We start from the raw sequence: 24,375 nt of genomic DNA, 5'->3' as shown, positions 1-24,375 counted from the left end.
CATGTATGTTGCTGTGAAAGGTGGCGAGAAAGCCATCCGTAACGCTCACAAGCTCATGGCACGGGATCGCCGCGGCGATACAAGCGTACCATCCCTGAGCCTCAAGCAAATCTCCGAGCAGCTTTACCTCTCTGTCTCCCGCGTGATGGCAGAAGGTTCTCTGTATGATGCAGAACTGGCAGCACTCGGCATCAAGCAATCTCGCGGCGATCTCATCGAAGCTGCCTTCCTGATGCGTGCTTACAGAACAACCCTGCCACGCTTTGGGTATTCCAAACCAATCGACACCGCTAAGATGCTGATCCGTCGCCGTATTTCCGCAACTTACAAGGACCTTCCAGGCGGACAGTTACTCGGCTCAACCTTCGATTACACCCAGCGCCTGCTCGATTTTAAGCTGGCGGCAGATGCCGAAGCTCCAGCACCAGAAGTGCAGGAGTTCGAGAAGGAAGAGGTCGTCCCACGTGTGACAGACCTCCTCAATGATGAAGGCCTGATTGAACCAGATGAGCCAATCGCACCGGATGCTCCAGTAGGTGACATCACCCGCGAACCTCTCACCTTCCCCGCTGACCGTGATCTGCGCTTGCAGAATTTGGCACGTGGCGACGAAGGCTTTCTGCTGGCACTTGGTTACTCAACCCAGCGCGGTTTTGGCAGAACGCACCCCTTTGCAGGAGAAATTCGTCTTGGGGAAGTCGAGGTTGACTTCTTCATGGAAGAGCTCGGCTTCGAAGTTCCTCTTGGCACCATGACAGTCACCGAATGTCAGATGATCAACCAGTTCCAGGGCTCCGCATCCGCACCACCACAATTCACTCGCGGTTATGGTTTGGTTCCCGGACAGGGCGAGCGCAAAGTCATGGCAATGGCGCTCGTGGATCGCTCTTTGCGGGCTGAAGAGCTGGGCGAAGAAATCGACTCCCCGACACAAGATCAGGAGTTCGTCCTGTCTCACTCCGACAACGTGCAGGCCACCGGCTTCGTAGAACACCTCAAACTGCCACATTACGTCGACTTCCAGTCAGAACTGGAGCTGATCCGCAAGGTTCGCAAAGAGTGGCAAGAGAAACGTGAAGCGGCTGAACAGGAACTCGTAGCGGAGGCAGCACAATGACCGAGCGCGTTGAAACACAAGGCATCTCCGGCGAACACTACAATTTCGCTTATCTGGATGAGCAAACCAAACGCATGATCCGCCGCACGATCCTCAAAGGCATCGCGGTCCCCGGCTATCAGGTTCCTTTCGCCGCCCGCGAAATGCCAATGCCATATGGCTGGGGCACCGGTGGTGTTCAGGTAACAGCTGCAGTCATCGGCAAGCACGATTGCCTGAAGATGATCGATCAGGGGTCAGACGACACCACAAACGCTGTCGCCCTGCGCAACTTTTTTGTCGAAACCACAGGTGTAGACACCACCACAAAGACAAAAGACGCCAGCATCATTCAGACCCGTCACCGCATCCCGGAAGAAATGCTGACAAAGGATCAGGTGCTCGTCTATCAGGTTCCAATCCCAGAACCACTCCGCTTTCTGGAACCGCGCGAAACCGAGACCCGCAAGATGCATGCGCTGGAAGAGTACGGCCTCATGCATGTGAAGCTCTACGAAGACATCGCTAAGTTCGGCCACATAGCAACGGCCTACGCCTACCCGGTCATGGTGCAGGACCGCTATGTGATGGACCCATCTCCGACGCCAAAGTTCGACAACCCAAAGATGGACCAAATGGAAGCGCTCCAGCTGTTTGGGGCAGGCCGCGAAAAACGCATCTATGCCATCCCACCACATACCAAAGTGGTGAGCCTGGATTTTGAAGACCATCCATTTGAAGTGACCAAGTTCGACCAGCCTTGCGCCATCTGCGGGGCAGAAGAGGTCTATTTGGATGAAGTCATTCTGGATGACGACGGCAACCGCATGTTCGTGTGCTCGGACAGTGATTTCTGCGAGGAACGCCGCGATGCAGGTCATGTCGGGCACCTTGGAACCAATCCTCTGGAAGCAGAAGGAAACGACTAATGTCTCTGGATATTCAAAGCTCTGAAGACCTTCCGCTGCTTCAGGTCAGCAACGCGACAAAACTTTATGGCGGCCGCATCGGCTGTAAAGACGTCAGCTTCGATCTCTATCCGGGTGAGGTGCTTGCAATTGTGGGCGAGAGTGGCTCGGGCAAAACAACGCTGCTCAACAGCCTTGCAACGCGCCTCACCCCGACCTCAGGTTCGGTCAACTACCGCAATCGCATGGGCCAGATGCGCAATCTCTACGAAATGAGTGAAGCCGAGCGCCGCATGCTCATGCGCACCGACTGGGGTTTTGTCCACCAGCATCCAGCAGACGGCCTACGCATGACAGTCTCTGCAGGAGCCAATGTGGGCGAACGCCTTATGGCAGTCGGCGCACGCCACTACGGCAACATCCGCGAAACCGCCACCGATTGGCTAGGCCGCGTCGAGATAGCAGAAGACCGCATTGACGACGACCCACGCGCATTCTCCGGCGGAATGCGCCAACGTCTCCAGATTGCCCGAAACCTCGTCACTGCTCCACGACTGGTCTTCATGGACGAACCAACTGGTGGCTTGGATGTGTCTGTTCAGGCGCGTTTGCTGGATCTTCTGCGCGGTCTCGTTGCTGACCTTGGCCTCTCCGTGATCATCGTGACCCATGATCTAGCAGTGGCCCGCCTGCTCTCACACCGTATTCTGGTGATGCGCCACGGTCATGTCATCGAAAGCGGACTGACAGATCAGGTACTGGACGACCCGCAAGAGAACTACACCCAGCTCCTTGTTTCCTCCATCTTGCAGCCATAAGGACAAGACAATGACAAACACTCCTAAAACCAAGGTGCTTGTTTCCGACCTTGCCAAGTCCTTCAAGATGCACTTGCGAGATGGCTTGGAAATCCCTGTCGTCTCCGGTGTGAACTTCTCCGTTTCAGCAGGAGAATGTGTGGTTCTTGGCGGTCCGTCAGGATCAGGCAAAAGCTCGATCCTGAAAATGATCTACGCCAACTACCGCTGCCAGAAAGGCCAGATCCTGGTCACGGATGGCGACGAGATCGTCAATGTGGCCGATGCAACTCCGCGCCGCATTATCCGCCTGCGCGAAACGACCATCGGCTACGTCTCACAGTTCCTGCGCGCCATCCCACGCGTCCCTGCCCTCACGCTCGTTGCTGAACCCCTCATGGCGCAAGGCGTTGCAGAAGACGAAGCTTTTGAGCGTGCTGGCAACTTGCTCTCACGCCTCAATGTGCCAGAGCGTCTCTGGCAGTTACCACCAGCGACCTTCTCGGGTGGCGAACAGCAACGCGTTAACATCGCAAGAGGCTTCATCGCACATTACCCGATCCTTCTTCTCGACGAGCCAACCGCCTCACTCGATGCAGCAAACCGAGCTGTTGTTGTGGAGCTGGTGGAAGAGAAGAAAACGCAAGGTGTGGCAATGGTCGGTATTCTTCACGATCATGACGTTCGCGATGCCATTGCAGACCGGATCATCGATGTAACAACCTTCGCAACGGCCGCTTAACGCACTATGCGTGAAAAAGGGAAACTCACTCCATGACAAAGCCCCCCAAAATTGCGGAGACGGTCATCGAGTCAACCGTCACCCATCGAGAAGCTGCGGTTGGCAAGCAATGCGAAGTGCTTGGTCCAACCTATCTGGAATATTGTGAGATTGGCGACTACTCCTACATTGGCCCGAACTCGACGGTTGCGGACACCACAATCGGCAAGTTCACGGCTATTGCATCCAATGTTCGCCTTGGCCCTCCCAATCATCCACTGGAGCGGGTTTCCCAACATCGCTTTACCTACACCCCTGAATACTACCGCGAAGATAAGGAACGGGATCACCAGTTCTTTGCTGATCGCAGGGCCGCGCGTGTCAGTATCGGCAATGACGTTTGGATCGGACACGGCGTAACCGTGCTACCCGGTGTAACGATTGGCGATGGTGCAATCCTCGCAGCAGGCGCAGTGGTGGCAAAAAACGTGGAACCCTACACCATCGTAGGCGGAGTCCCGGCAAAGCTGATCAAGAGACGCTTTTCCAAGGAAGCTGCTGACCGGCTGATCCAACTCAAATGGTGGGACTGGCCAGAGGACAAAATATTCGAGCGGCTCCCTCTGTTTCAATCGATGACTGTGGAAAGGTTTCTGGAACACTTCGAACCAGCCTGAGGTGTCATAGGACTGACACCGTTTGCCCGACACTTCGAAGCCCAAGGATATTCTGAATATGCGTTACTCAATCTATTTCACACACCCACAGTCAGCCACGCTCACGGAGTTGGGAAGCCAATGGCTCGGGCGCTCGGCGTTTTCCAATGACAGCCTCGCACACCCGCACCTGAACGAGTTTGAGCCCGGGCACCTGCACTCAATCACCGAAGACGCACGCCGCTATGGCTTCCACGCCACCATGAAACCACCATTCCATCTGGCGGAAGGTAAATCGCAGGAAGATGCAAAAGCGGCATTCAGCACATTCGCCAAGCAAACATCTGCCTTCACCATCGGAGGACTGGCGCCAAACTTCCTCGGCAAGTTTCTGGCCCTGACGCCGACGCAGCCGTCAGACCAACTCAACGGGTTGGCAGCGCAATGCATCAAACAGTTCGATCATCTTCGCGCTCCTTTGAGCGAGCAAGACATCGAACGACGCCGCAAAGCGAACCTGACACCACAGCAGGATGCCTACATGTTGGAATGGGGCTACCCCTACATTTTCAAGCATTTCCATTTTCATATGACCCTGTCAAAACGACTTGAAGACGAGAGAGAGCGCAAAGCTCTCAAAGCTGCCGCAGAAGACCACTTCAAGCCTGTCATTCATCAACCAATCTCCATTTCGCACCTCGCCCTCTGCGTTGAACCAGAGGCTGGGGCGCCATTTCAAGTCATTGAAATAAGACCATTGGAAGGACAAGTAGCATGAGCGATGTATTAGTCGGCGAAGCGCCACATCAGACATCAACAATGGTCGAGCCACACACACCAATGACCTTCACCAACGCAAAACTGATCCTCCCGGACCAGACGCTGGAAGGCACACTGGCAGTCGAAAATGGCATGATCAGCGACTTAAGCGACGGCAACACGTCCAACGCACTGGACTGTGAAGGCAACTATCTCATTCCCGGTCTTGTCGAGCTGCATACCGATCATCTCGAAAACCACTACAAGCCACGCCCCGGCGTCACATGGAACGCAGTCTCTGCTGTTCAGGCCCACGACGCGCAGATTGCCTGTTCTGGCATCACCACCGTGTTCGATGCCCTGCGCGTTGGCATGGAAGACGATGCTGACCTGACGGCCCAAGACATGCGTGCCATGGCCGATGCCATCGAGATCGGTCAACAAGAAGGCCGCCTGCGCGCTGACCACTACATCCACCTGCGCTGTGAGGTTTCCGCCGACAACTGTGTTGAAGGTTTTGAGCTGTTCAACGACGATCCACGCGTTCGTCTTGCATCCTTGATGGACCACACACCGGGACAACGCCAGTTCACTTCTCTGGATCAGTTCGAGCTTTACTACAAAACCAAGAAGGGTTTTTCTGACGAACAGATGCAGGACTTTATGCTGCAAATGCAGGCCCGTGCAGATCGCAACTCCGATAAGAACCGTCTTGCCATTGCAGACCGCGCCAAAGCTGCTGGCATGATGCTGGCCAGCCATGACGACGCGACCCTCGCCCACGTTGAGGAAGCAAACAAGTTTGGTATCAATGTTGCTGAATTCCCAACCACCATGGAAGCTGCAAAGGCTTCACACGAAGCTGGCATGGCTGTGCTGATGGGGGCTCCGAACGTGGTACGCGGCAAATCTCATTCAGGCAACATCTCCGCGCGTGAATTGGCAGAAGCTGGTTATTTGGACGTTTTGTCATCAGACTACGTCCCAGTCTCACTTCTGCAAGCTGCCTTCTTACTGGTCCAGCAAATCGAACGCATCTCCGTTCCTGAAGCCGTACAGAAGGTAACCAAGATCCCGGCAGAGGCAGTTGGCCTTGCTGACCGTGGTGCACTGGAGCTTGGCCGCCGTGCAGACCTTGTACAGGTGCGTATGGTTGGCGACGTCCCAATCGTCCGTGGTGTCTGGCGCGAAGGATATCGCGTCGCTTAGCACGGCGGATGAGAGGGGGGGAACTATCGTGACAGTTTTGGATACAGCTCAGGAGCAAGCAAAAAAGCTTGGCCCCGGCGCTCTGATCATGGTCGTAGGGCCAAGCGGCGCAGGCAAAGACACGCTGATTTACGGCTATAAAGAACTGTGCGAAGGCGATGAGAACATCATGTTCGCCCGTCGCCTGATCACCCGCCCGGCAGATGCCGGTTCAGAACCGCACGAAGCAGTCTGCCACAAGCAAATGTCAGAGCTTATCGATCAGGGCCGCGTGGCATTGTCGTGGCCAGCTCATGGGCTGACCTATGCCCTACCAGAATGCGTGGATCATCACATCACTAAGGGTGGGATTGCCATCGCAAATGGCTCCCGAAAAGCTTTGGCAGACGCTGTCGGCAAGTATGAGAAACTGCTGGTCGTACATATTACGGCACCAATCCACGTGCTCGCACAACGCCTTTCCATGAGAGGTCGCGAAACCGCTGAGGATATCGAGCAACGGTTAAGGCGCGCAGATTTATCGCTACCGGAACTACCGTATCTGGTGGAGATACAAAACACAAACGACCCTCAGGTCGGCATCAAACAGCTGCAACAAGCAATCGCGACATTTATGCACTGAGCTTTTTCATCGCCTCCAGGCCAAGCAGATGCGCAGTGATCATGCCAAACAATGCCGGAGCAAATTCGTACTTGAGTGGAGCAAATTCAGGCTCTTCATAGAGTGTCACCAGAACTGGTGGTGGATTGGTTACTGGCCACAGTCCGGCAACAAAAACATGAATGCTGAAGAAGACACTCATCGCCTCTTCCGCATCAAGCCACGGCAACCCTTTTTGCAAAGCGCTTGTTGCTCGAGCAGCTTCCACCAGCAATGCCCGTTTAAAATCACGCACACAATCAATGGAGATATTCTTCTCCATTGTTGGAGCAATTTCACTCATCAGCTCGCATAACACCTGACGAGACGCGAACATTTCAGCAAGAAGCTTCGCCATATCAGCAGGAGCCATCTCACCGGGAACTTCCTGCTCCAGGTCCTCAATCAGCTTCACAAAATCACGTAGCAGCAACTCAACCAGAATGGCTTCCCGCGTTTCAAAATACCGATAAATGTTGGATTTCACGATACCTGCACGGCTGGCAATTGCCTGCAAGGTCAGTCCATCTACGCCGTCCTGCTCAAGCACGCAGGTCGCGGCACGTATAAGATCATTATGGCGCTGTGCCTTCGCTTCGGCAGATCTGGCGCGCTGAAAACTCTGGTTGGTCATAGTTTGGTGATAGGTCTCATTCCAATCCATGTCAATTAAACTTGGCAAGGTCCATTGACAAACATCTGTCAGATCATAAGTTAAGAGAACAAAAGTCTCCTAACTATAAATTTACGGGATCGCCAAGCAAATGTACCCGAAAATACCTCTGACCGTGAATGGTCAAAAACAAGAGATAGAAGCCGACCCGGAAATGCCACTTCTGTGGGCGCTTCGGGACATTATGGATATCAAAGGCCCCAAATTCGGATGCGGCATTGCAGCCTGCGGCGCATGCACCGTTTTGATTGATGGGGAGGCCGTGCGCTCTTGCTCTCAGCCTGTTGGAGAGGTCGAAGGTGAGATCACCACCATCGAAGGTATTTCCCAAGGCGACGAACTGCATGCTGTTCAGCAAGCATGGATGAAACACTCCGTTCCTCAATGCGGTTACTGCCAGTCCGGCCAGATCATGGCGGCAGTCGCTCTGCTGGAAGAAAATCCAGATCCGACCGATGAAGACATCAGCGATGCCATGACAAACCTGTGTCGCTGTGGCACCTACCCAAAAATCAAAGCCGCGATCAAAGACGCAGCACAAACGCTGGGAGCTTGAAGATGAGCCGATTGGGAAAATACACCCGCCGTGCCTTTCTCGGCCTTGGCGTTGCAGCTGCCGGTGGCCTTGCCGTGGGCTTCTATTTCTACCAGAAACCCTATGCAAACCCATTGGACGCTAAGAAGGCTGAAGGTGAAACACCGTTCAATCCTTATGTGATGATTGATCAAGACAACACAATCACCATCATCGCCCCTCGTGCTGAGATGGGTCAGGGCGTCCACACAACACTGGCAGCTCTGGTCGCCGAAGAGCTGGAAGTTCCGCTTGAGCAGGTGGTTGTGGAACATGGTCCATCCAGCCCGGCTTATTTCAATGCTGCAATGCTGGAGGAATCCACCCCCTTCCCGTTTTATGATGAAAGTGTCTTGGCAGAACTTGCTCGCGGCTCGATGAAAATCGTCGCCAAGTTCCTCGGTCTGAACATGACCGGTGGCTCCTCTTCCACCACCGACGCCTTTGTGAAGATGCGCGAAGCCGGATATGCCGCAAAGTTCGTCCTTCTAAAAGCAGCAGCAGAACACTTCGGCACCTCAGAAGATAATCTCACACTTGCAAATGGTACCATCACAAATACAGCCTCCGGCAAGTCTGTCACTTATGGAGAGCTGGCAAGCAAAGCCGTTGCGGTCTCACCTCCAAGCGAGATGAAGCTTAAGAAAGCCAGTGACTGGAAGATCCTCGGCAAATCGCAAAAACGTGTTGAGCTAAAAGACAAAGTCACCGGAGGCCGCATTTTCGGCATCGACGTACAACTGCCAAACATGCTTTACGGCACCGTAAGAATGGCCCCACGCAAAGGTGTCAGCCTCAAGAGCTACGACAAGACCGCAACACTCGCCATTCCTGGCGTCAAAGATGTCGTCGAAATCAGAACAATCACGGGTGAAGGTCTGGGCGTTGTGGCTGACAACACCTGGGCAGCGTTCAAAGGTGCTGAAGCCTTGCAGATCGAGTGGGACGATCCACTCTCCCTTCAAAACTCCGATCAGATGTGGTCCGCCCTTGAAAGCGCACTGACGCAAGAAGCCACATTCGAGTTGGGTGGCACCGGGTCTGATGCAGAGGTCTTTACATCTATTCCGGAAAGTGAAGCCGTATCAGCGCAATACCGTGTCCCATTCCTGGCCCACGCCACCATGGAGCCAATGAACGCGACAGCCCAGCACGACGAAAGCACGATCCGTGTCTGGACTGGAACACAGGCCCCCGGCCTCATTCAGTCTGTTGTCTCCAGTCACTTCGACATGGACAGCGCCGACATTGACGTCACCACCACCCGTCTCGGTGGAGGCTTTGGACGTCGTCTGGAAGTCGACTTTGCGCTCTATGCTGCAGTCATTGCCAAAGCAACTGCACCAAATCCGGTAAAAGTGACCTGGACGCGCGAAGAAGACACGCAGCACGACACCTACCGTCCAATGGCGATTGGTCAGTTCAAAGGTCAGGTGACACCGGATGGCACATTAAAGACCATGGATATGCAGGTGGCCTCCCCATCCATCATCCAGAGCGTTATGCCGCGGATCTTCCCGGGTATCAGCCCTGCAGGTCCAGACAACACAGTACTCGATGGCGCCTTCAATCAGCCGCTGGATGTTGAAAACATCCGCTGTCAGGCTCACGTTGCAGATCTTCAGGTGCCTATTGGTTTCTGGCGCTCAGTCGGCAATTCAGTCAACGGTTTCTTCCATGAGAGCTTTATGGATGAGGCAGCACACAAAGCTGGCAAAGATCCACTTGAGTTCCGCTTGGCTCATCTAACCAGCGATGAATTCCGGCCAGCACGGGAAGCCCTGAAGCGCGTCGCAGAAATGTCCGGCTGGGGTACCCCGTTACCCGCTGGCAAAGGCCGTGGCATCGCCCACGTTCTGTCTTTCGGAACGTGGACCGCGCAAGTGGTTCAGGTTGATGTCACCGACAACACTGTCATCATTGAGGAAGTCTGGGCCGTTGCCGATCCGGGCATCGTTCTTGATCCGGGTATATTCAAGGATCAAATCATGTCCGGTATCAACTTCGGGCTCAGTCAGGCGCTGGGACAGGAAATCACATGGGTTGATGGCGAGATCGAACAAGCAAACTTCGACACGTTCGATGCCATGCGCATGTATCAAGCTCCCAAGATCACCATTGAGTTGCTGGAGAATTCTCCACGAATGGGTGGTGCAGGCGAACCTGGTACACCACCATCAACGCCAGCATTGGCAAATGCAATCTTCGCAGCAACAGGTAAGCGCATCAGACAGATGCCACTCAGCAACGAGATCGACTTTATCTAGAGAGCGTTCCGTTTGATTGTATTCAATCAAACGACAAGAATTCGCTCAAAACAAAAAAAGCCCGGAGCATTCACCGCTCCGGGCTTTTCATTTCTGTATGGAGGCTTGATCAATCGGAGAGGAAGCCAGCTGGCATTCCAAACGCTTCTTCCAGAGAGCTCAGTGTTGCATCCGGATCTGCAGTTCCATCAGCAACCGCTTCCACATTCACATTCCCCGGCCCACGCGGCACCACATCACGGCGCTTCAAGTCCCGCTTCGGAGCTGCAATCACCCGAGATTTCTTCGGTGCTGTAGCTGCAACCGCAGGCGTTGACGCCTCACCCGGCTTGGCTACAGGCATGACAACCTTAGAGGTATCAGTGTTCGCAACGGCTCCTTCGGCAAGAGGAGGCAGATCACCATCCCCAACCGAGGCTGTAGTCACATCATTATCTTCTGCTGATGGCTGAGCAAGCACGGCTGGTTCAGCTGCCACATCCTTAGCAGCTTCAGGTGACGCAACAGCCGCATCTCTTGCAGCAGCAGCCCGCAAACGCTGCGCCTCTTCAACTGTCTTTGCAGTTTCAAGATCCTTCGCCAGCTTTTCAGAAAGCTTTTGTGTCTGCTTCACATCACCAAAAGACGCGCTTGCATACTCCTGAACATCGACGGGCTCAAAGCTCGGAAGGTTGATCGATCCACGGATCTTCAGCGGTGCCATATCCGCAGTCTGCGTCGTTGCAGCTCCCTCATCATCCAGCTTGGACTGATCAAGCAGGCTTGGCTGCAAATACCACAGGACCTCACCATCTTTGATGTTGATCGCACCGCGTCCTTCAACCAGCGCAGTCTTGCTTTGCAACGTCAGTGCCTGAAATTCTGCAGTACCCTGATCAAAAATGACATCAGCACCCCAGCTGGAAAATTCAGTCTGATCATTGTCCGTAAACGGCCAACCCGTAATGCCTTTGCCCCCGACAGAAGCAACCAGCCGGTCCACATCCAACTCATGCAACATGCCATTGCCAAGCTGGAAGCTGAGCGCACCGCCCATATTGACCCAGAGGTCACTCGGTGTCTTACCGGAGGTGTTCACATCCATTTCAGCATACAGATTACCATCAACACGCGGCATATCACTGAGCGATGCAAGGAATGGAGCTGCATCAATACCTTTTAGCGAGAACTCAGCAGAGATACCCGGTTTAACCGTTGCGCCGTTCAGAAGAAGCTTACCAGCACCCTCGCCTTGATAAAGGCCAACACGGGCAACATCCAAAGCCAATCGGCCATCAGACAGCGCTGCTTTCAGCTCTGCATTCCGTCCACGAAGCGCACCGAGCTTCAGGTCCTGAATGGAAAGCGCCAGGTCCAGATCAAAGCTGCGCAGGACGGAGAAGTCATAAGCGCCCTCGCCCTTGTCATTCTTCTCATCACTGCGAGAGAACATCTTATCGAAAGACGCATGCGCAACTTCCAATTCACCACTGAGCTTTGGAACTTCACCTGTATCCAGACGGCCAGTTCCTTTGAGGCTTGTATCATCCAGAACAAACCGCGCGTTCTCAAAGGCGACACCGCTATCATCAGCTTCAAACTGACCTGAAAGCTCCAGCTTCTGACCGCGCAGATAGCGAGGGAGCGGTCGACCATACCAACGGGCAAAATTGCTGAAGTCATCTGTCTGGAAAGCAAAGATCCCATCAAAGCCATCGCGCAATGAGTACGGACCAGTCAAACTCCCGGAAAACATCTCACTGGAGAACGCGAGATCTATATTCGCATCAGAGCGCAGACCACCCTGCAAAACAATCGGCTCACCATGCCAGCGCGCGGTGCCTTGCAGCTGTAGTGGCTGAGACAGGCCGGAGAAGACAAAAGTCAGATCCATGTCATCAAGAGCTTCGTCGCGCCCTTCAACCGCCAGCATATCTGGCAGGCGAATGTCAGCGACACGCCCCTTCCGCAGGATCGCACCACCATCAACTTCCAACGCAGCAACCAACTCATCATAGGATTGGCCAACGCCGTAGAACGAAGCATCTACATTGGCAAAACCGGATGCAGGGGCGTCTAACCCAACCAAGCGAAGCAGTTGCTCAAAATTCAAGGACTGCCCGCTGACCTGCCCCTTTAATTCATAGCCGTCTTCAAGGTAGTTCAGCGCAATGGTGCCGCCAAAGCCAACAGAACCAGCTGTGATGGAAAGGTCTTTTGTGCGAACCCCACGTTGACGGAACTGCAGCTCACTTGTCAGTGCACCGCTGCCAACCCCTTCTGGAAAGGCCGCATCATGTTGCGCAGCAACGGCAGCAAGGCTCGGCAACTCAACAGAAACTTGTAGTGTGCCAACGGGTCGTGCACCAAAGGCAAGCTGGCCATTAAAACGAACTTTCTCTTGTGTGGGCCCAGTTACATGAGCCTCAACAGACGTCGCGCGAGCCTCGCTCAGCGCGGTAACTGATCCAACACGCCCACCAACAACATAACGCTCCTCACTCTGATTAAACGCACCTTCTGCTGTCAGGCCATCACCGTCATGCTCAAAATTAAGCACGAGATCGATCTCAGAAAGAACTATTGGTGCTTCTTGCTCAGGTTCACTGTAAGAAACGACACCTTTTTGAATGCTGACGGTGTCCAAGTCCAACTGCTGCATAAAGGAAGCAACGCGGCCTGCAATATTTGCAGCAACCAGAGAGGCTTCCCCTTCTTCACCCTCAGAAAGTTGCGGCTGCCAGGACGCGTCGCCTTTCTGATCAAATTCGAGCGTCCACTTTGGCTCGACAAGCTCAATATTGCGGATGATGTTGCCACCAGTCAGCAAACGCAGAGAGTTCAGCTCGAACCGGGCTTTCTCAACCCGTGCAAACTCAATCCCGTCAGCTCGCGCAACACCTGCAACGCCAACATTATCAACTTCAATCGCCAGTGTCGGAAACAGATCCACACTCGTGCGCCCGTCAAGACGCAGCTTCCATCCGGTTGCTGTCTCAAAGGACTCTGCAATTTGGGCTTTCAGCTGTTTCTGTGGAACGAGAAGTGGCGCAAGCACCAGACCACAAACCACAAGAGCGGCAAGAGCTCCAAAAATAAGAAGAGAGCGTTTCATTTAGTCTTAGTATCCTAGTGGACGGTTTCGTGAGGCCCGAAAAAGGACTCTCATGTAAGCAGCTTGTACTCAACAAATACAGGGCAAAAAGCCCGTAGAAAACGTCTAAATTATGATTGGTTAAAGCCTTTCAAGACCCAGAACAAAAGCACAACCTATTCTGAACCACTGCGTTCTATCATATTTGCTCCCAATTGTCGCAGTATCACGTGGCTTCAAATTGGCGTATTTCTGTCCTTTTCCTTGGCTTTTGTAATTGTTTTTGCGTATCAATAGTATTCCATTCGGATCTGAATCATCTTTAAGCACAACAGAAAAGCACTATTTTAAAGTGCAAGAAAACCAATAGTTGCACGGAGCACATGAATGCTGGACGCCCTGAAAAAGTTCTTCAAAGACCTGTCAAACGAGCAGGAAGAAGCAGGCCGCTTTTCCGAAGACGATGAACGGCTGGCGGTCGCAGCACTCATGTTCCATATCATCGCTGTAGATGGCGAGATTGAGCAGCAGGAGCTGGACCAGTTAAAACGCGTCTTACAGCAGCAGTATGAGCTGAATGAGGAAGACACAAAAGAGCTGATGGACCTCGCCAAAGTACGTGATGAGGATGCAGTTGATCTTTATGGCTTCACATCAGTCCTCAAGCGCAAGCTGGAGCCGGAGCAACGCCTGACAGTCATCGAGGCACTCTGGGAAATGGTCTACGCAGATGGGTCCGTCCATGAATTTGAAGACAACACAATTTGGCGCGTTGCCGAGCTATTAGGCGTGTCCTCCAGAGACCGCATGAAGCTTAAGCAAAAAGTAGCCAAACGACAGAGTGGCAATAGCCCTTCTTCGACCTGAAGGTTTTGATTTACAATGTTAGAGCGGAATAATCAGCACCCAGCCAAAGTTCTGGTGGTGCTGCATCAGGAAACATCAAACCCCGGTCGCGTCGGGCAGCAATTGGTCAAACGTGGGTTCGAGTTGGATATTCGCCGCCCTCGTTTTGGCGACCAACTGCCAGACACACTTGCTGACCACGCGGGCTCTGTCATTTTTGGCGGTCCAATGAGCGCCAATGACACCGATGACTTCGTGAAGCAAGAGATCGACTGGATCAGTGTTCCGCTCAAAGAAAACAAACCCTTCCTGGGCATCTGCCTTGGTGCGCAAATGCTCTCCAAAAACCTTGGTGGCCAAGTCACAGGCCATGATGATGGATTGGTTGAGATCGGCTATTATCCGCTGGAAGCAACTCAGTCCGGCACTGACCTAATGGAATGGCCACAGCAGGTCTATCAATGGCACCGGGAAGGTTTCTCTCTTCCCACGGGTGCAGAGCTCCTGGCTTCAAGCCCGACCTACAAAAATCAGGCTATCCGCGTGGGCGATAATGCATTCGGCATCCAGTTTCACCCGGAACTCACCTACGCCATGATGAGCCGCTGGACCACTCGCGCTGCAAGCCGTCTGGTGTTACCCGGAGCCAAAAAGCGCGGTGAGCACTTCCGCGAGCGCTTTGTGTACGACCCGGCAGTTCTACATTGGTTGGAAAACTTCATGGACAACTGGATCGGTTACGCATCCGAACCCGCCAGTCACTGGTCATCTCATTCAGCTAAATAGCAAAAAGGCCCGGTCATTGCCGGGCCTTTTCATATAGGTTTGCACTATAGTTATTCAGCTGCAACAGCCTCTGCGCCAGACATCTTTTCTCCCGGCTGCAGGATTGGCGAACCAACTGGTAGAACATCACGACCACAAACATCCTTATAGATGATGTGCGCCATCACATACCATGCGCAGAAAGAACACAGGATCAGCACGTAACCGGCAATCACATTAAAGACCGCTGGACCGAAATGCCCCAGAACCAGCAGGATGAAACCGAGCAGTAGGCTGCCAAAGATGGAAGCTTCTGCAGTGTGAATGTGCAGCGCGCCGTAGAACATAATGCCGGTATAGATGGTGAATGGCAGCAAGAAGAAGCCGATGTCAGAATGGGAAGATGTATAAAAGCCCAGTTTGTTGCCAACAAGGATGCCTGCAAACGCCAGCCAGAATGCACCGTAAATGGTGAAAGCACTGTAACCGAAGTTATTGCCAGTCTTTCCTGTCTGGAAACCAGCAACCAACTGCGCAAGACCACCAACAAAAACGCCAAGCCAGAGCACTGGGCCCATGTTTTCCAGAAGACCAATGTTCACCATTTGCAGAACAAAAGTCGTCATACCAAATCCAGCAAGGCCGATAACTGCTGGGTTTCCTGTTTTAGTTTGCACGGTTGCACCCTCAATAAAAAACCCAACTCTGGCCTGGTAGGAAGGCAGTTCCTAAAGACCAGAAATTGGGAAACACATTGTTGAATTAGTTGGAGCGCTGAGTACAGAAGGACACAGACAGGAGCAACCGCACTACTACGGAACGTAGCAATACCTAACGTCATGCATCGCAGTCAAAAACACATAACGTTCTGATAACTATATATATTTCCGTCACTAAAACGAAAAAACCAGCAATGCATAGTGCTCATGCACCAAACGCATTGCTGGTTAATCCAGACTAGCAAATACCTTCAGGACTTATCCCTTAAAGGTAACAATCAGATCTTTCGCATCAAGCTGATCACCCGGAGCCACACAGACTTCGTTGATCTCACCGTCACGCTCTGCATGAACAGATGTTTCCATCTTCATTGCCTCAATGGAGACAAGCAGATCACCAGCTTTCACAGCCTGACCAGCTTTCACAGCTAGCGTAGAGATAACGCCCGGTACTGGCGCACCAACCTGAAGCTCATTGTCGTCATCAACTTTACGACGCGCAGGTGTGTTTGCAGCACTGTGAGTGCGGTCGATGATACGGATGTTCCGAGGCTGACCGTTCAGTTCAAAGAACACACGCTTTTCACCGTGCTCATCAGTTTCACCAATCGCAAGACAAGAGATAACCATTGTCTTACCCGGCTCCAGCTCAGCCATAATCTCATCACCAACCTTCAAACCATAGAAGTAGGTTGGCGTTGGAAGTACGCTGGTCGGACCATATTTGTCCTGAGCCTTGGCAAATTCAGTGTAAACCTTCGGATACATGAGCATAGAGGACAACTCTTGCTCAGAACCTTTACGACCCAGAACACCTGTCAGCTCATTACGCTTGGCATCCATGTCCTCAGCTTCAAGCAAAGACCCAGGACGAACCGTAATCGGCTCTTGCCCCTTCAGAACTTTCTTCTGCAGTTCAACAGGCCAGCCACCCGGAGGAATACCAAGGTCACCATGCATCATGTTGACGACGGATTCTGGGAAGGAAACTTCCTTGTTCGGATCAATAACATCTTCCGGCGTAATGCCCTGAGACACCATCATCACCGCCATGTCACCAACAACTTTGGAACTTGGCGTCACCTTCACAATGTCACCAAACATCATGTTCACGTCCGCATAAGCCTTCGCCACTTCGTGCCAACGCATCTCAAGACCAAGCGAACGCGCCTGTTCTTTCAGGTTGGTGAACTGGCCACCAGGCATCTCATGCAGATAAACTTCAGAAGCACCAAAGCGCAGATCGCTCTCAAATGCACGATACTGAGTACGAACTGCTTCCCAGTAGAAGGAAATCTGCTGGATACGGTCTGTGTCCAGACCGCTATCGCGAGACGTTCCCTTCAAAGCTTCAACAACAGAGCCCATACATGGCTGAGATGTCAGACCTGATAGGGAATCCATCGCCAGATCAACAATGTCAGCACCGCTCTCAACAGCCGCCAGAACAGTAGAGGCCGCAATACCGGAGGTGTCATGGGTGTGGAAGTGGATCGGAATATCGATCTCATCTTTCAGCGCCTTAATCAAAACCTTCGCAGCCTGCGGCTTCAACACACCGCCCATATCCTTAATACCAAGAATATGCGCACCTGCAGTTTCAAGCTCTTTCGCCAGATTGACGTAGTACTTCAGATCATATTTCGGACGCGCGCTGTTCAAAATGTCGCCAGTGTAGCAAAGCGCTGCTTCACACAGCTTGCCTTGCTCCTGAACAGCATCCAGGGACACACGCATGTTCTCAACCCAGTTGAGGCAGTCAAACACACGGAACACATCAACACCAGATTCAGCAGCCTGACGCACAAAGTGCTGAACAACGTTATCTGGATAGTTCGCGTAACCCACACCGTTGGAACCGCGAAGCAACATCTGCATCAGCAGGTTAGGCGCTTTTTCGCGTACGAGACGCAGACGCTCCCAAGGATCTTCAGTCAGGAAGCGCATGGACACATCAAAGGTCGCGCCGCCCCAGCATTCCAAGGAGAACAGCTCAGGCAAACCCTGGGCATAGCTATCAGCAACCTGCGCCAAATCGTAGGTACGCATGCGTGTAGCAAGCAAAGATTGATGCGCATCACGCATCGTCGTGTCGGTAACAAGCACTTGCGGCTGAACTTTTACCCACTTGGCAAATTCTTTAGGCCCAAGCTGCTCCAGCTTCTGACGCGTCCCGTCCATTACTGGCAGCTTGAACTTCGGCGCCACAGGTGCCGGTGCATCAGCTGGTGGTTTCGGGCGTCCCTTTGTTTCAGGGTGGCCGTTTACAGTGACATCAGCAATGTAGTTCAGCAGCTTCGTCGCACGGTCAGCTGTTTTAATGTTCTCAAACAGCTCAGGCGTGTCATCAATAAAGCGCGTTGTATAAGAATTGTCCTGGAAGGACGCATGCCCAATAATCCGCTCAAGGAAAATCAGGTTGGTCGCAACGCCGCGAATACGGAATTCGCGCAGCGCACGATCCATACGCGCACATACTTCCTCAGGCGTTGGCGCCCAGGCGGTCACTTTCTCAAGCAGTGGATCGTAGAAACGGGTGATCACCGCACCGGCATAAGCCGTGCCACCATCAAGACGGATACCAAACCCGGTCGCACCGCGATAAGCGCTCAGGCGACCATAATCAGGAATGAAGTTGTGCTCAGGATCTTCAGTCGTAATACGGCACTGAAGCGCATGACCATTCAACTCAATCGCGTTCTGCTCAGGAACACCGGTAACCGTTTTATCGCCAATACGACCACCTTCCGCAATGCGGATCTGCGCGCGAACCACATCAATGCCGGTGACTTCTTCAGTAACGGTATGCTCCACCTGAATACGCGGGTTCACTTCAATGAAGTAAACCTTGCCGGTATCCGCATCCATCAGGAACTCAACAGTACCCGCACCGCAGTAATCCACTTCGCGGCCAATCTTCAGGCCATACTCGCAAAGCTCACGGCGCTTTTCTTCATCAAGATATGGTGCAGGCGCACGCTCAACCACTTTCTGGTGACGGCGCTGAATAGAACAATCGCGCTCAAACAGATGTACGAGATTGCCGTGCTGATCACCAAGGATCTGAACTTCAACGTGACGGGCGCGCTCAACAAGCTTCTCGAGGTAAACCTCGTCCTTGCCGAACGCTGCTCTCGCTTCACGTTTCGCTTCAACAACTTCGCGAAGAAGCGTCTCTTCATCACGGATCACACGCATCCCGCGGCCACCACCGCCCCATGACGCCTTGAGCATCACCGGATAGCCGATCTGCAAAGCAAGACGCTTCACTTCTTCCATGTCTTCAGGAAGCGGATCCGTCGCAGGCATAACAGGAACGCCAGCTTTAATCGCCAGTTCACGCGCTGCTACTTTGTTACCCAGGCGGCGCATTGTATCAGGCGATGGGCCGATAAAGATAATGCCGTTCTCAGCGCATGCCTCAGCAAACTCTGGACTCTCGGAAAGGAAGCCATAACCCGGATGAATTGCATCAACGCGTTGCTCTTTCGCGACGCGGATAATCTCGTCTATAGACAAGTAGGCCTCAATTGGACCCAGGCCTTTACCCACCTGATAAGCTTCATCAGCCTTAAAACGGTGTAGAGCCAGCTTGTCTTCTTCAGCAAAGACAGCAACTGTCTGGAGACCAAGTTCGTTTGCAGCTCGAAAAACTCGAATTGCAATCTCTGAGCGGTTAGCAACCAATATTCGTTGAATAGCCAAAGTTAGGTCCCCCAGTCTTTATGTATTTTGGGGCTTTATAGTCGAGCAAATCCCTCTATGGAAAGATTAATTTATAGTCACATGAGCCATTACTATATTTACCGGGTCACAAAACATTAAGAAAACGGGGAAATTCTAAGGAATTTATCGTACAATTGAGAAAAACTAAACACGTAAAAATATATACACAAACACCGTAAATTTTGACTTCTCTAATATATCTCACGAAAAATTTTCTACTTTTACGACTAAAGGTGCAACTTTTATCCGATCGCTCATGTGCAAACAGCAGGATTCGCGATGCGAACCCTGCCGAGAGCATAGGTAGGTGTCATTTTGGCTTAACGAATTAAGCCCAGCCGGAAACCCTCGGCCACAGCATGCGTTCTGTTTGCAGCGTGCAGTTTTCTGGCAGCGGATGCCAGATACCAATCTGCTGTATGCTGAGAGATACTCAGAATCTGACTAATCTCCCAACTTGTCTTCCCTGCAGCAGACCATTTCAAGCATTCAAGTTCACGAGGGGTAAGGCGATGGCGGGGCCGACTGGTATTAGCACCAATCAATTCGCGCACCTTATTGCTCGAGTAAATGCCAACGAGATGAAGAACACTGATTTCGCGCTCATTCAGACGTACTTCCGGCCCACCAAAGATCAACATGCCTTGATAGCCTTGAAGGCCATGCACTGGCACGCAGACGCCGTCATACATTCCGTAATCGCGCGCTTCTGACAGAACTTGCTGTGCAGCGGCAGTAATATTGCGATCACGAGCAACGCTTGACCATAAGAATGGACGACTTGCAGTACGCGCCTTCGCAACAATCGGATCGTTTTGTACGTAATCACGGTCGAGATAACGTTGTTGCCACTCAGGGCGCCAACCACTCAACATAATTGACCCATCAAAAGATGCGCCAGCTTCGGGGATCGCAGCGAGACAGAAGCTTGTAAAGCCAAAAGACTGGCCAAGTTCAGCAATACGCTTAGAAACACCTTCGGATGTTTCTTCATTATTAATAGATTCAACAAATTCTAGTGCAGCAGTCAACGGATTCATTTTATACACCCCTACATATTATGCCTCCAACAACCTTACTCTACGCAATATCCACTCAATATAGAAGGTGTATCTATCACCCATCTTCTATTCGAGGCTCATTGTTTTCATATTGGGAAAGAAATCTATTCAATTTAACTTCTATACCAATAGAATTACGTCCATATATATTGACATTGTTAAATTGCACTATGTCTTTTTCGAAAAGCTCTGAAGGAAAAACTTTAAACTTAAAGATCGAATTAGTATTTCTTTGGAAAAAGCTATTGTTAGGAGCAGGTTAATAAAACGTTAACCTTAGATTACACACCCATCAATACGGATGCGTATGTAATATAGGAAAAATATTCCAGCAATTAGCAAGGTATCGCAGTTAGATTCCGTGTTTCTTTTCATTCTGCATAGATGCAAAAAACTTAACGATACGGCTGAGGGGAAAGCGGGGATAACTCCTCCCCGATGAAACTCACTGGTTAAAACAGAAGTGGCAACAAGCCTCATCTAACACTTATCCGCGGCATGTCTGGGGGCAATAAGAATTGGCAAAATTTATGCTAATACAAGACATTTACTAATGAAATCGGCTAGTAACAACGGCGAATGTGTTACACATAACCCGCAAAACTTCAGGCTTCTTGTAACCATTTAACAAGATGTAACCTACCCAAAACGGCATATACTGCACGTTATAGTCATGCATCTTATTCAGCGAAAGCAGCAGGCGGACAATAACGTATACGCAAAAAACCCTTTTATGCCGGTATGAAACTGAAACTTCATTCCAGCATTCATCATCAGCATTTTTCGTCTTTATTCATTCCAGAGCTTTACAGCGATTTTCTCTGCCATATAAATGCCACTTCATTGGGTGAGGCACCGCACGGGCATTTTCAGTATCCCAGCCGAAGAATTGGGTACCGAGATACGTTTGGCCACAGACTACGGAATTGCACTTCTAGATGAACAAGAACACGCTGCACCGAACAACAAGATCACGGTCTGTCACTGCGATTTTGGGGCCAACGAACACTGGTAAGACGCATCTGGCCATCGAGCGGATGAGCGCATACTCGTCTGGCCTTATCGGATTACCACTCCGTCTGCTGGCCAGAGAAGTCTACGGGCGTCTTGTAGAGAAGAAGGGACCGGATCTTGTCGCGCTGATTACAGGCGAAGAAAAAATCATCCCGAAGAACCCACGCTTCTGGGTCTCTACTGTAGAGGCAATGCCAAAAGATCTCGACGTGGATTTCGTCGCCATTGATGAAGTGCAGCTGGCTGGCGATCTGGAACGTGGCCATGTCTTTACCGACCGCATCCTGCATTTGCGTGGCAGAGAGGAAACTCTGCTGCTTGGTTCCTCGACAATACGCCCCCTGCTCGAAAAGCTGATGCCGGGTCTGAATGTGATCACGCGACCGCGCATGTCCATTTTGACATACGCAGGTTCTAAAAAGATCACCCGCCTCCCGCGTCGCTCTGCAATCGTCGCCTTCTCTTCCGATGAAGTCTACGCCATCGCAGAACTCATCCGCCGTCAGCGCGGCGGTGCAGCAGTTGTCCTCGGCTCCCTTTCTCCAAGAACACGCAATGCTCAGGTTGACCTGTTCCAAAACGGCGACGTTGACTGGCTCATTGCCACCGACGCTGTAGGTATGGGTCTGAACCTAGATGTAGACCACATCGCGTTTGCCGGGCACCGCAAGTTTGATGGCTATCAGTACCGCCAGTTGACCCCGTCAGAGACCGGCCAGATCGCCGGACGAGCAGGCCGACACCTGCGAGATGGTACTTTTGGTGTAACGGGCCGGGTACCCGGTTTTGACGACGAACTTGTCTATCAACTCGAATCTCACGAGTTTGAGCCCCTCAAAGTGCTGCAATGGCGCAACCCAAATCTCGATTTTTCCTCGATTCGCGCACTTTTGCGCAGTTTGGAGCATTCTCCGCGAGAAGAGGGCTTGACCAAAGCCCCTCCGGCGGAGGATATCGGTGTTCTCGAACTTGCTAATCGTGACAGGGACATTCTTTCCCTCGCGACGACGCAAGAAAGAGTTTCATTACTGTGGGATACCTGTCAGGTTCCAGACTATCGCAAGATAGCTCCGGCAAACCATGCAGATCTCGTAACAGGGATTTATTCCCATCTGATCCGGGATGGAGCCATTCCGGATGATTGGTTTAACAGTCAGATAAAACTGGCAGACAAAACCGATGGGGATATAGACACACTGGCGAACCGGATAGCACATATCCGTACGTGGACCTTTGTGGCAAACCGTGCCGACTGGCTGAACGACCCTGCTCATTGGCAGGAAGTGACGCGCGGCATAGAAGATCGATTATCAGATGCCCTTCACGAACGGCTTACACAGCGGTTTGTGGATCGGCGAACCAGCGTATTGATGCGACGTCTGAGAGAGAACAAAATGCTCGAAGCGGAGATCACCGCAACCGGAGATGTCCTTGTAGAAGGACAGCACATTGGCCAGCTTCACGGCTTCCGCTTTGCTCCGGATGCAACGGCAGAAGGACAGGAAGAAAAAGCTGTCCGTGCTGCGGCCCAAAAAGCACTAGCTAGCGAGATTGAAAACCGTGCAGAACGGTTATCCCGCGCGCCCAACGAAGAGTTCATCCTCTCCGCAGACGGCACATTAAGATGGCAGGGTGAATCTATCGCCCGCCTGATAGCTGGTGAACAGACCCTGCGCCCATCCCTGATCATTCTTGCTGATGAGCAGTTGACGGGACCTGCACGTGATATGGTGCAGGAGCGCCTTGATCTATGGATCAAGACACACATCGAAACACTCCTGAAGCCGCTCTTCGACCTGGAACAGGGCGAAGAGATCGAAGGCATCGCTCGTGGCGTGGCATACCGCCTGACCGAGAGCCTTGGTATCCTTGAGCGTCAGGAAATTTCTGATGACATCCGTCAGCTCGACCAGCAGATGCGCGGTTCACTCCGCAAGCTCGGTGTTCGCTTTGGCGCCTATCACATCTATGTCCCTGCTCTTCTGAAACCAGCACCAAGCCAGCTGCTCGCGCAGCTCTGGGCGCTGAAAGAAGGCAAAGGCGAGATCAAAGGCCTGACTGAACTTCCTCAGCTGTCCGCATCTGGCCGTACGTCCGTTCCAGTAGATCCGGAGATCGAAGGCGCGCTGTATCGCGTCGTAGGCTTCCGCGTTTGTGGTCCACGTGCTGTACGCGTCGATATTCTGGAGCGCCTGGCAGACATCATTCGTCCGCTGGTAGCCTGGAAACCTCTGGAAGAAGGCATTGAGCCGCCAGAAGGTGCACTGACAGAAGGCGGCGCATTCACCGTCACTGTTTCCATGACCTCCCTGCTCGGTTGTGCAGGCGAAGACTTCACAAACATCCTGAAGTCTCTCGGTTACCGTCTGGAAACACGCGAAGAACAGCGCCCTGTCGCCAAAAAGCCTGAAGCTCCAGTTGAAGCATCTGAAGGTGCAGAAGCGGAACAGGTTGAAGGCGAAGCTGCAGCACCGGTAGCGGATGAACCTGCAACCGAAGAGACCCCAGCTGAACCAGTAGAAGAAGCAGTACCTGCTGAAGCTTCTGAAGAAGAAGCTGCCGAGCCAGAGATGGAAACGGTTACTGTTGAAATCTGGCGCCCGGGTCGTTTCGGTGGACGTCGCAACAACAACGAACGTCAGCGCAATACACGCAGTGGCAACGAACGTCGTGGCGGTCCTCGCAGCAACAACGCCCAGCAGCGTCGCAATCCTGGTAAGCCTGGCGGTAAAGGCCGTGGCTTTAGCAAAGACCAGAACCGCGGCCAGCAAGGCAAGCCTGCTCCTCGCAAAGACAAGCCGTTGGATCCGGATTCTCCGTTTGCAGCACTGATGTCCTTGAAACAGAACTTGGAAAAGGGCGACAAATAGT

General features: G+C 52.4%; 18 protein-coding genes. 13 read left to right on the top strand and 5 right to left on the bottom strand.

Translation table 11 applies throughout. From position 1 onward, the window contains the following. Window position 1: 1 nt before the first annotated feature. The 8 genes from PsW74_RS25350 to phnN are packed head-to-tail and all read left to right on the top strand — an operon-like array spanning window position 2 to window position 6,768. Window positions 2-1,117 (top strand): carbon-phosphorus lyase complex subunit PhnI, encoded by a 1,116-nt coding sequence (locus PsW74_RS25350; RefSeq protein ID WP_063290321.1) that lies wholly within the window; start codon window positions 2-4, stop codon window positions 1,115-1,117. After that, the gene (locus tag PsW74_RS25345; RefSeq protein ID WP_063290322.1) at window positions 1,114-2,025 is read left to right on the top strand and encodes an alpha-D-ribose 1-methylphosphonate 5-phosphate C-P-lyase PhnJ; all 912 of its coding nucleotides are present in this window, start codon (window positions 1,114-1,116) and stop codon (window positions 2,023-2,025) included. Before PsW74_RS25350 ends, PsW74_RS25345 begins: the two co-directional genes overlap by 4 nt. After that, window positions 2,025-2,822 carry a phosphonate C-P lyase system protein PhnK gene (gene phnK / locus PsW74_RS25340; RefSeq protein WP_063290323.1) on the top strand — a complete coding sequence of 266 codons (798 nt, stop codon included), beginning with the start codon at window positions 2,025-2,027 and terminating at the stop codon, window positions 2,820-2,822. Before PsW74_RS25345 ends, phnK begins: the two co-directional genes overlap by 1 nt. Window positions 2,823-2,832: 10 nt before the next feature. Further along, window positions 2,833-3,543: a phosphonate C-P lyase system protein PhnL gene (phnL, locus tag PsW74_RS25335; RefSeq protein ID WP_063290324.1), complete on the top strand. Its 711-nt coding sequence runs from the start codon at window positions 2,833-2,835 to the stop codon at window positions 3,541-3,543. A 32-nt stretch (window positions 3,544-3,575) separates the two neighbouring features. Next, window positions 3,576-4,199 (top strand): DapH/DapD/GlmU-related protein, encoded by a 624-nt coding sequence (locus tag PsW74_RS25330; protein WP_063290325.1) that lies wholly within the window; start codon window positions 3,576-3,578, stop codon window positions 4,197-4,199. Between the two features lie 58 nt (window positions 4,200-4,257). Then, window positions 4,258-4,956 (top strand): DUF1045 domain-containing protein, encoded by a 699-nt coding sequence (locus PsW74_RS25325; protein WP_063290326.1) that lies wholly within the window; start codon window positions 4,258-4,260, stop codon window positions 4,954-4,956. A 41-nt stretch (window positions 4,957-4,997) separates the two neighbouring features. Continuing rightward, the gene (locus PsW74_RS25320; protein WP_063290425.1) at window positions 4,998-6,146 is read left to right on the top strand and encodes an alpha-D-ribose 1-methylphosphonate 5-triphosphate diphosphatase; all 1,149 of its coding nucleotides are present in this window, start codon (window positions 4,998-5,000) and stop codon (window positions 6,144-6,146) included. A 28-nt stretch (window positions 6,147-6,174) separates the two neighbouring features. Beyond that, window positions 6,175-6,768, top strand: a complete 594-nt coding sequence (gene phnN / locus PsW74_RS25315; protein ID WP_063290327.1) for a phosphonate metabolism protein/1,5-bisphosphokinase (PRPP-forming) PhnN — start codon at window positions 6,175-6,177, stop codon at window positions 6,766-6,768. Here phnN and PsW74_RS25310 read toward each other — a convergent pair. Then, complete coding sequence (locus PsW74_RS25310; protein ID WP_057461888.1) at window positions 6,758-7,420, bottom strand: TetR family transcriptional regulator; 663 nt, start codon at window positions 7,418-7,420, stop codon at window positions 6,758-6,760. The two genes, phnN and PsW74_RS25310, sit on opposite strands and share 11 nt — an antisense overlap. Before the next feature lie 130 nt (window positions 7,421-7,550). Between PsW74_RS25310 and PsW74_RS25305 the strand changes: the two genes are divergently transcribed. Next, window positions 7,551-8,015: a (2Fe-2S)-binding protein gene (locus tag PsW74_RS25305; protein WP_082827038.1), complete on the top strand. Its 465-nt coding sequence runs from the start codon at window positions 7,551-7,553 to the stop codon at window positions 8,013-8,015. A 2-nt stretch (window positions 8,016-8,017) separates the two neighbouring features. After that, window positions 8,018-10,300 (top strand): molybdopterin cofactor-binding domain-containing protein, encoded by a 2,283-nt coding sequence (locus PsW74_RS25300; protein ID WP_063290328.1) that lies wholly within the window; start codon window positions 8,018-8,020, stop codon window positions 10,298-10,300. A gap of 109 nt (window positions 10,301-10,409) precedes the next feature. On the opposite strand, the gene PsW74_RS25295 is transcribed toward PsW74_RS25300, so the two are convergent. Then, window positions 10,410-13,394, bottom strand: coding sequence for an AsmA family protein (locus PsW74_RS25295; protein ID WP_063290329.1), 2,985 nt, complete (start codon window positions 13,392-13,394; stop codon window positions 10,410-10,412). Between the two features lie 366 nt (window positions 13,395-13,760). On the opposite strand from PsW74_RS25295, the gene PsW74_RS25290 reads away from it, so the two are divergent. Both PsW74_RS25290 and PsW74_RS25285 read left to right on the top strand, forming a co-directional pair. Further along, window positions 13,761-14,240 carry a TerB family tellurite resistance protein gene (locus tag PsW74_RS25290; protein WP_063290330.1) on the top strand — a complete coding sequence of 160 codons (480 nt, stop codon included), beginning with the start codon at window positions 13,761-13,763 and terminating at the stop codon, window positions 14,238-14,240. A gap of 15 nt (window positions 14,241-14,255) precedes the next feature. Next, window positions 14,256-15,005: a glutamine amidotransferase gene (locus PsW74_RS25285; protein WP_057461892.1), complete on the top strand. Its 750-nt coding sequence runs from the start codon at window positions 14,256-14,258 to the stop codon at window positions 15,003-15,005. Window positions 15,006-15,055: 50 nt separating this feature from the next. Here the strand turns inward: PsW74_RS25285 and PsW74_RS25280 are convergent, their stop codons facing one another. The 3 genes from PsW74_RS25280 to PsW74_RS25270 form a co-directional block, all read right to left on the bottom strand. Further along, a complete protein-coding gene (locus PsW74_RS25280) occupies window positions 15,056-15,661 on the bottom strand; it encodes a GPR1/FUN34/YaaH family transporter (protein WP_063290331.1) in 606 nt (201 codons plus the stop codon). A gap of 300 nt (window positions 15,662-15,961) precedes the next feature. After that, on the bottom strand, window positions 15,962-19,408 hold the full coding sequence (gene pyc / locus PsW74_RS25275) for a pyruvate carboxylase (protein ID WP_063290332.1): 3,447 nt from the start codon (window positions 19,406-19,408) through the stop codon (window positions 15,962-15,964). Between the two features lie 341 nt (window positions 19,409-19,749). Further along, window positions 19,750-20,469, bottom strand: a complete 720-nt coding sequence (locus PsW74_RS25270; RefSeq protein ID WP_057461895.1) for a LuxR family transcriptional regulator — start codon at window positions 20,467-20,469, stop codon at window positions 19,750-19,752. A 959-nt stretch (window positions 20,470-21,428) separates the two neighbouring features. Between PsW74_RS25270 and PsW74_RS25265 the strand changes: the two genes are divergently transcribed. Continuing rightward, entirely contained in the window at window positions 21,429-24,374 is a 2,946-nt protein-coding gene (locus PsW74_RS25265) for a helicase-related protein (RefSeq protein WP_063290333.1), read from the top strand. Window position 24,375 lies beyond the last annotated feature (1 nt).

Source organism: Pseudovibrio sp. W74 (genome assembly GCF_001623085.1).
Lineage (GTDB): Bacteria > Pseudomonadota > Alphaproteobacteria > Rhizobiales > Stappiaceae > Pseudovibrio.
Note: the sequence above shows the minus strand (reverse complement) of the source record. Positions and strands in the feature narration are given on the sequence as shown.

Bases quoted from the DNA above. Each gene is read 5' to 3' on its own strand.
- PsW74_RS25350 (WP_063290321.1), top strand. From the start codon at position 2: ATGTATGTTGCTGTGAAAGGTGGCGAGAAAGCCATCCGTAACGCTCAC.
- PsW74_RS25295 (WP_063290329.1), bottom strand. From the start codon at position 13,394: ATGAAACGCTCTCTTCTTATTTTTGGAGCTCTTGCCGCTCTTGTGGTT.
- PsW74_RS25300 (WP_063290328.1), top strand. From the start codon at position 8,018: ATGAGCCGATTGGGAAAATACACCCGCCGTGCCTTTCTCGGCCTTGGC.
- PsW74_RS25265 (WP_063290333.1), top strand. From the start codon at position 21,429: ATGAACAAGAACACGCTGCACCGAACAACAAGATCACGGTCTGTCACT.
- PsW74_RS25305 (WP_082827038.1), top strand. From the start codon at position 7,551: ATGTACCCGAAAATACCTCTGACCGTGAATGGTCAAAAACAAGAGATA.
- PsW74_RS25270 (WP_057461895.1), bottom strand. From the start codon at position 20,469: ATGAATCCGTTGACTGCTGCACTAGAATTTGTTGAATCTATTAATAAT.
- PsW74_RS25320 (WP_063290425.1), top strand. From the start codon at position 4,998: ATGGTCGAGCCACACACACCAATGACCTTCACCAACGCAAAACTGATC.
- PsW74_RS25310 (WP_057461888.1), bottom strand. From the start codon at position 7,420: ATGACCAACCAGAGTTTTCAGCGCGCCAGATCTGCCGAAGCGAAGGCA.
- PsW74_RS25345 (WP_063290322.1), top strand. From the start codon at position 1,114: ATGACCGAGCGCGTTGAAACACAAGGCATCTCCGGCGAACACTACAAT.
- PsW74_RS25330 (WP_063290325.1), top strand. From the start codon at position 3,576: ATGACAAAGCCCCCCAAAATTGCGGAGACGGTCATCGAGTCAACCGTC.
- PsW74_RS25290 (WP_063290330.1), top strand. From the start codon at position 13,761: ATGCTGGACGCCCTGAAAAAGTTCTTCAAAGACCTGTCAAACGAGCAG.
- PsW74_RS25285 (WP_057461892.1), top strand. From the start codon at position 14,256: ATGTTAGAGCGGAATAATCAGCACCCAGCCAAAGTTCTGGTGGTGCTG.
- PsW74_RS25325 (WP_063290326.1), top strand. From the start codon at position 4,258: ATGCGTTACTCAATCTATTTCACACACCCACAGTCAGCCACGCTCACG.
- phnL (WP_063290324.1), top strand. From the start codon at position 2,833: ATGACAAACACTCCTAAAACCAAGGTGCTTGTTTCCGACCTTGCCAAG.
- phnK (WP_063290323.1), top strand. From the start codon at position 2,025: ATGTCTCTGGATATTCAAAGCTCTGAAGACCTTCCGCTGCTTCAGGTC.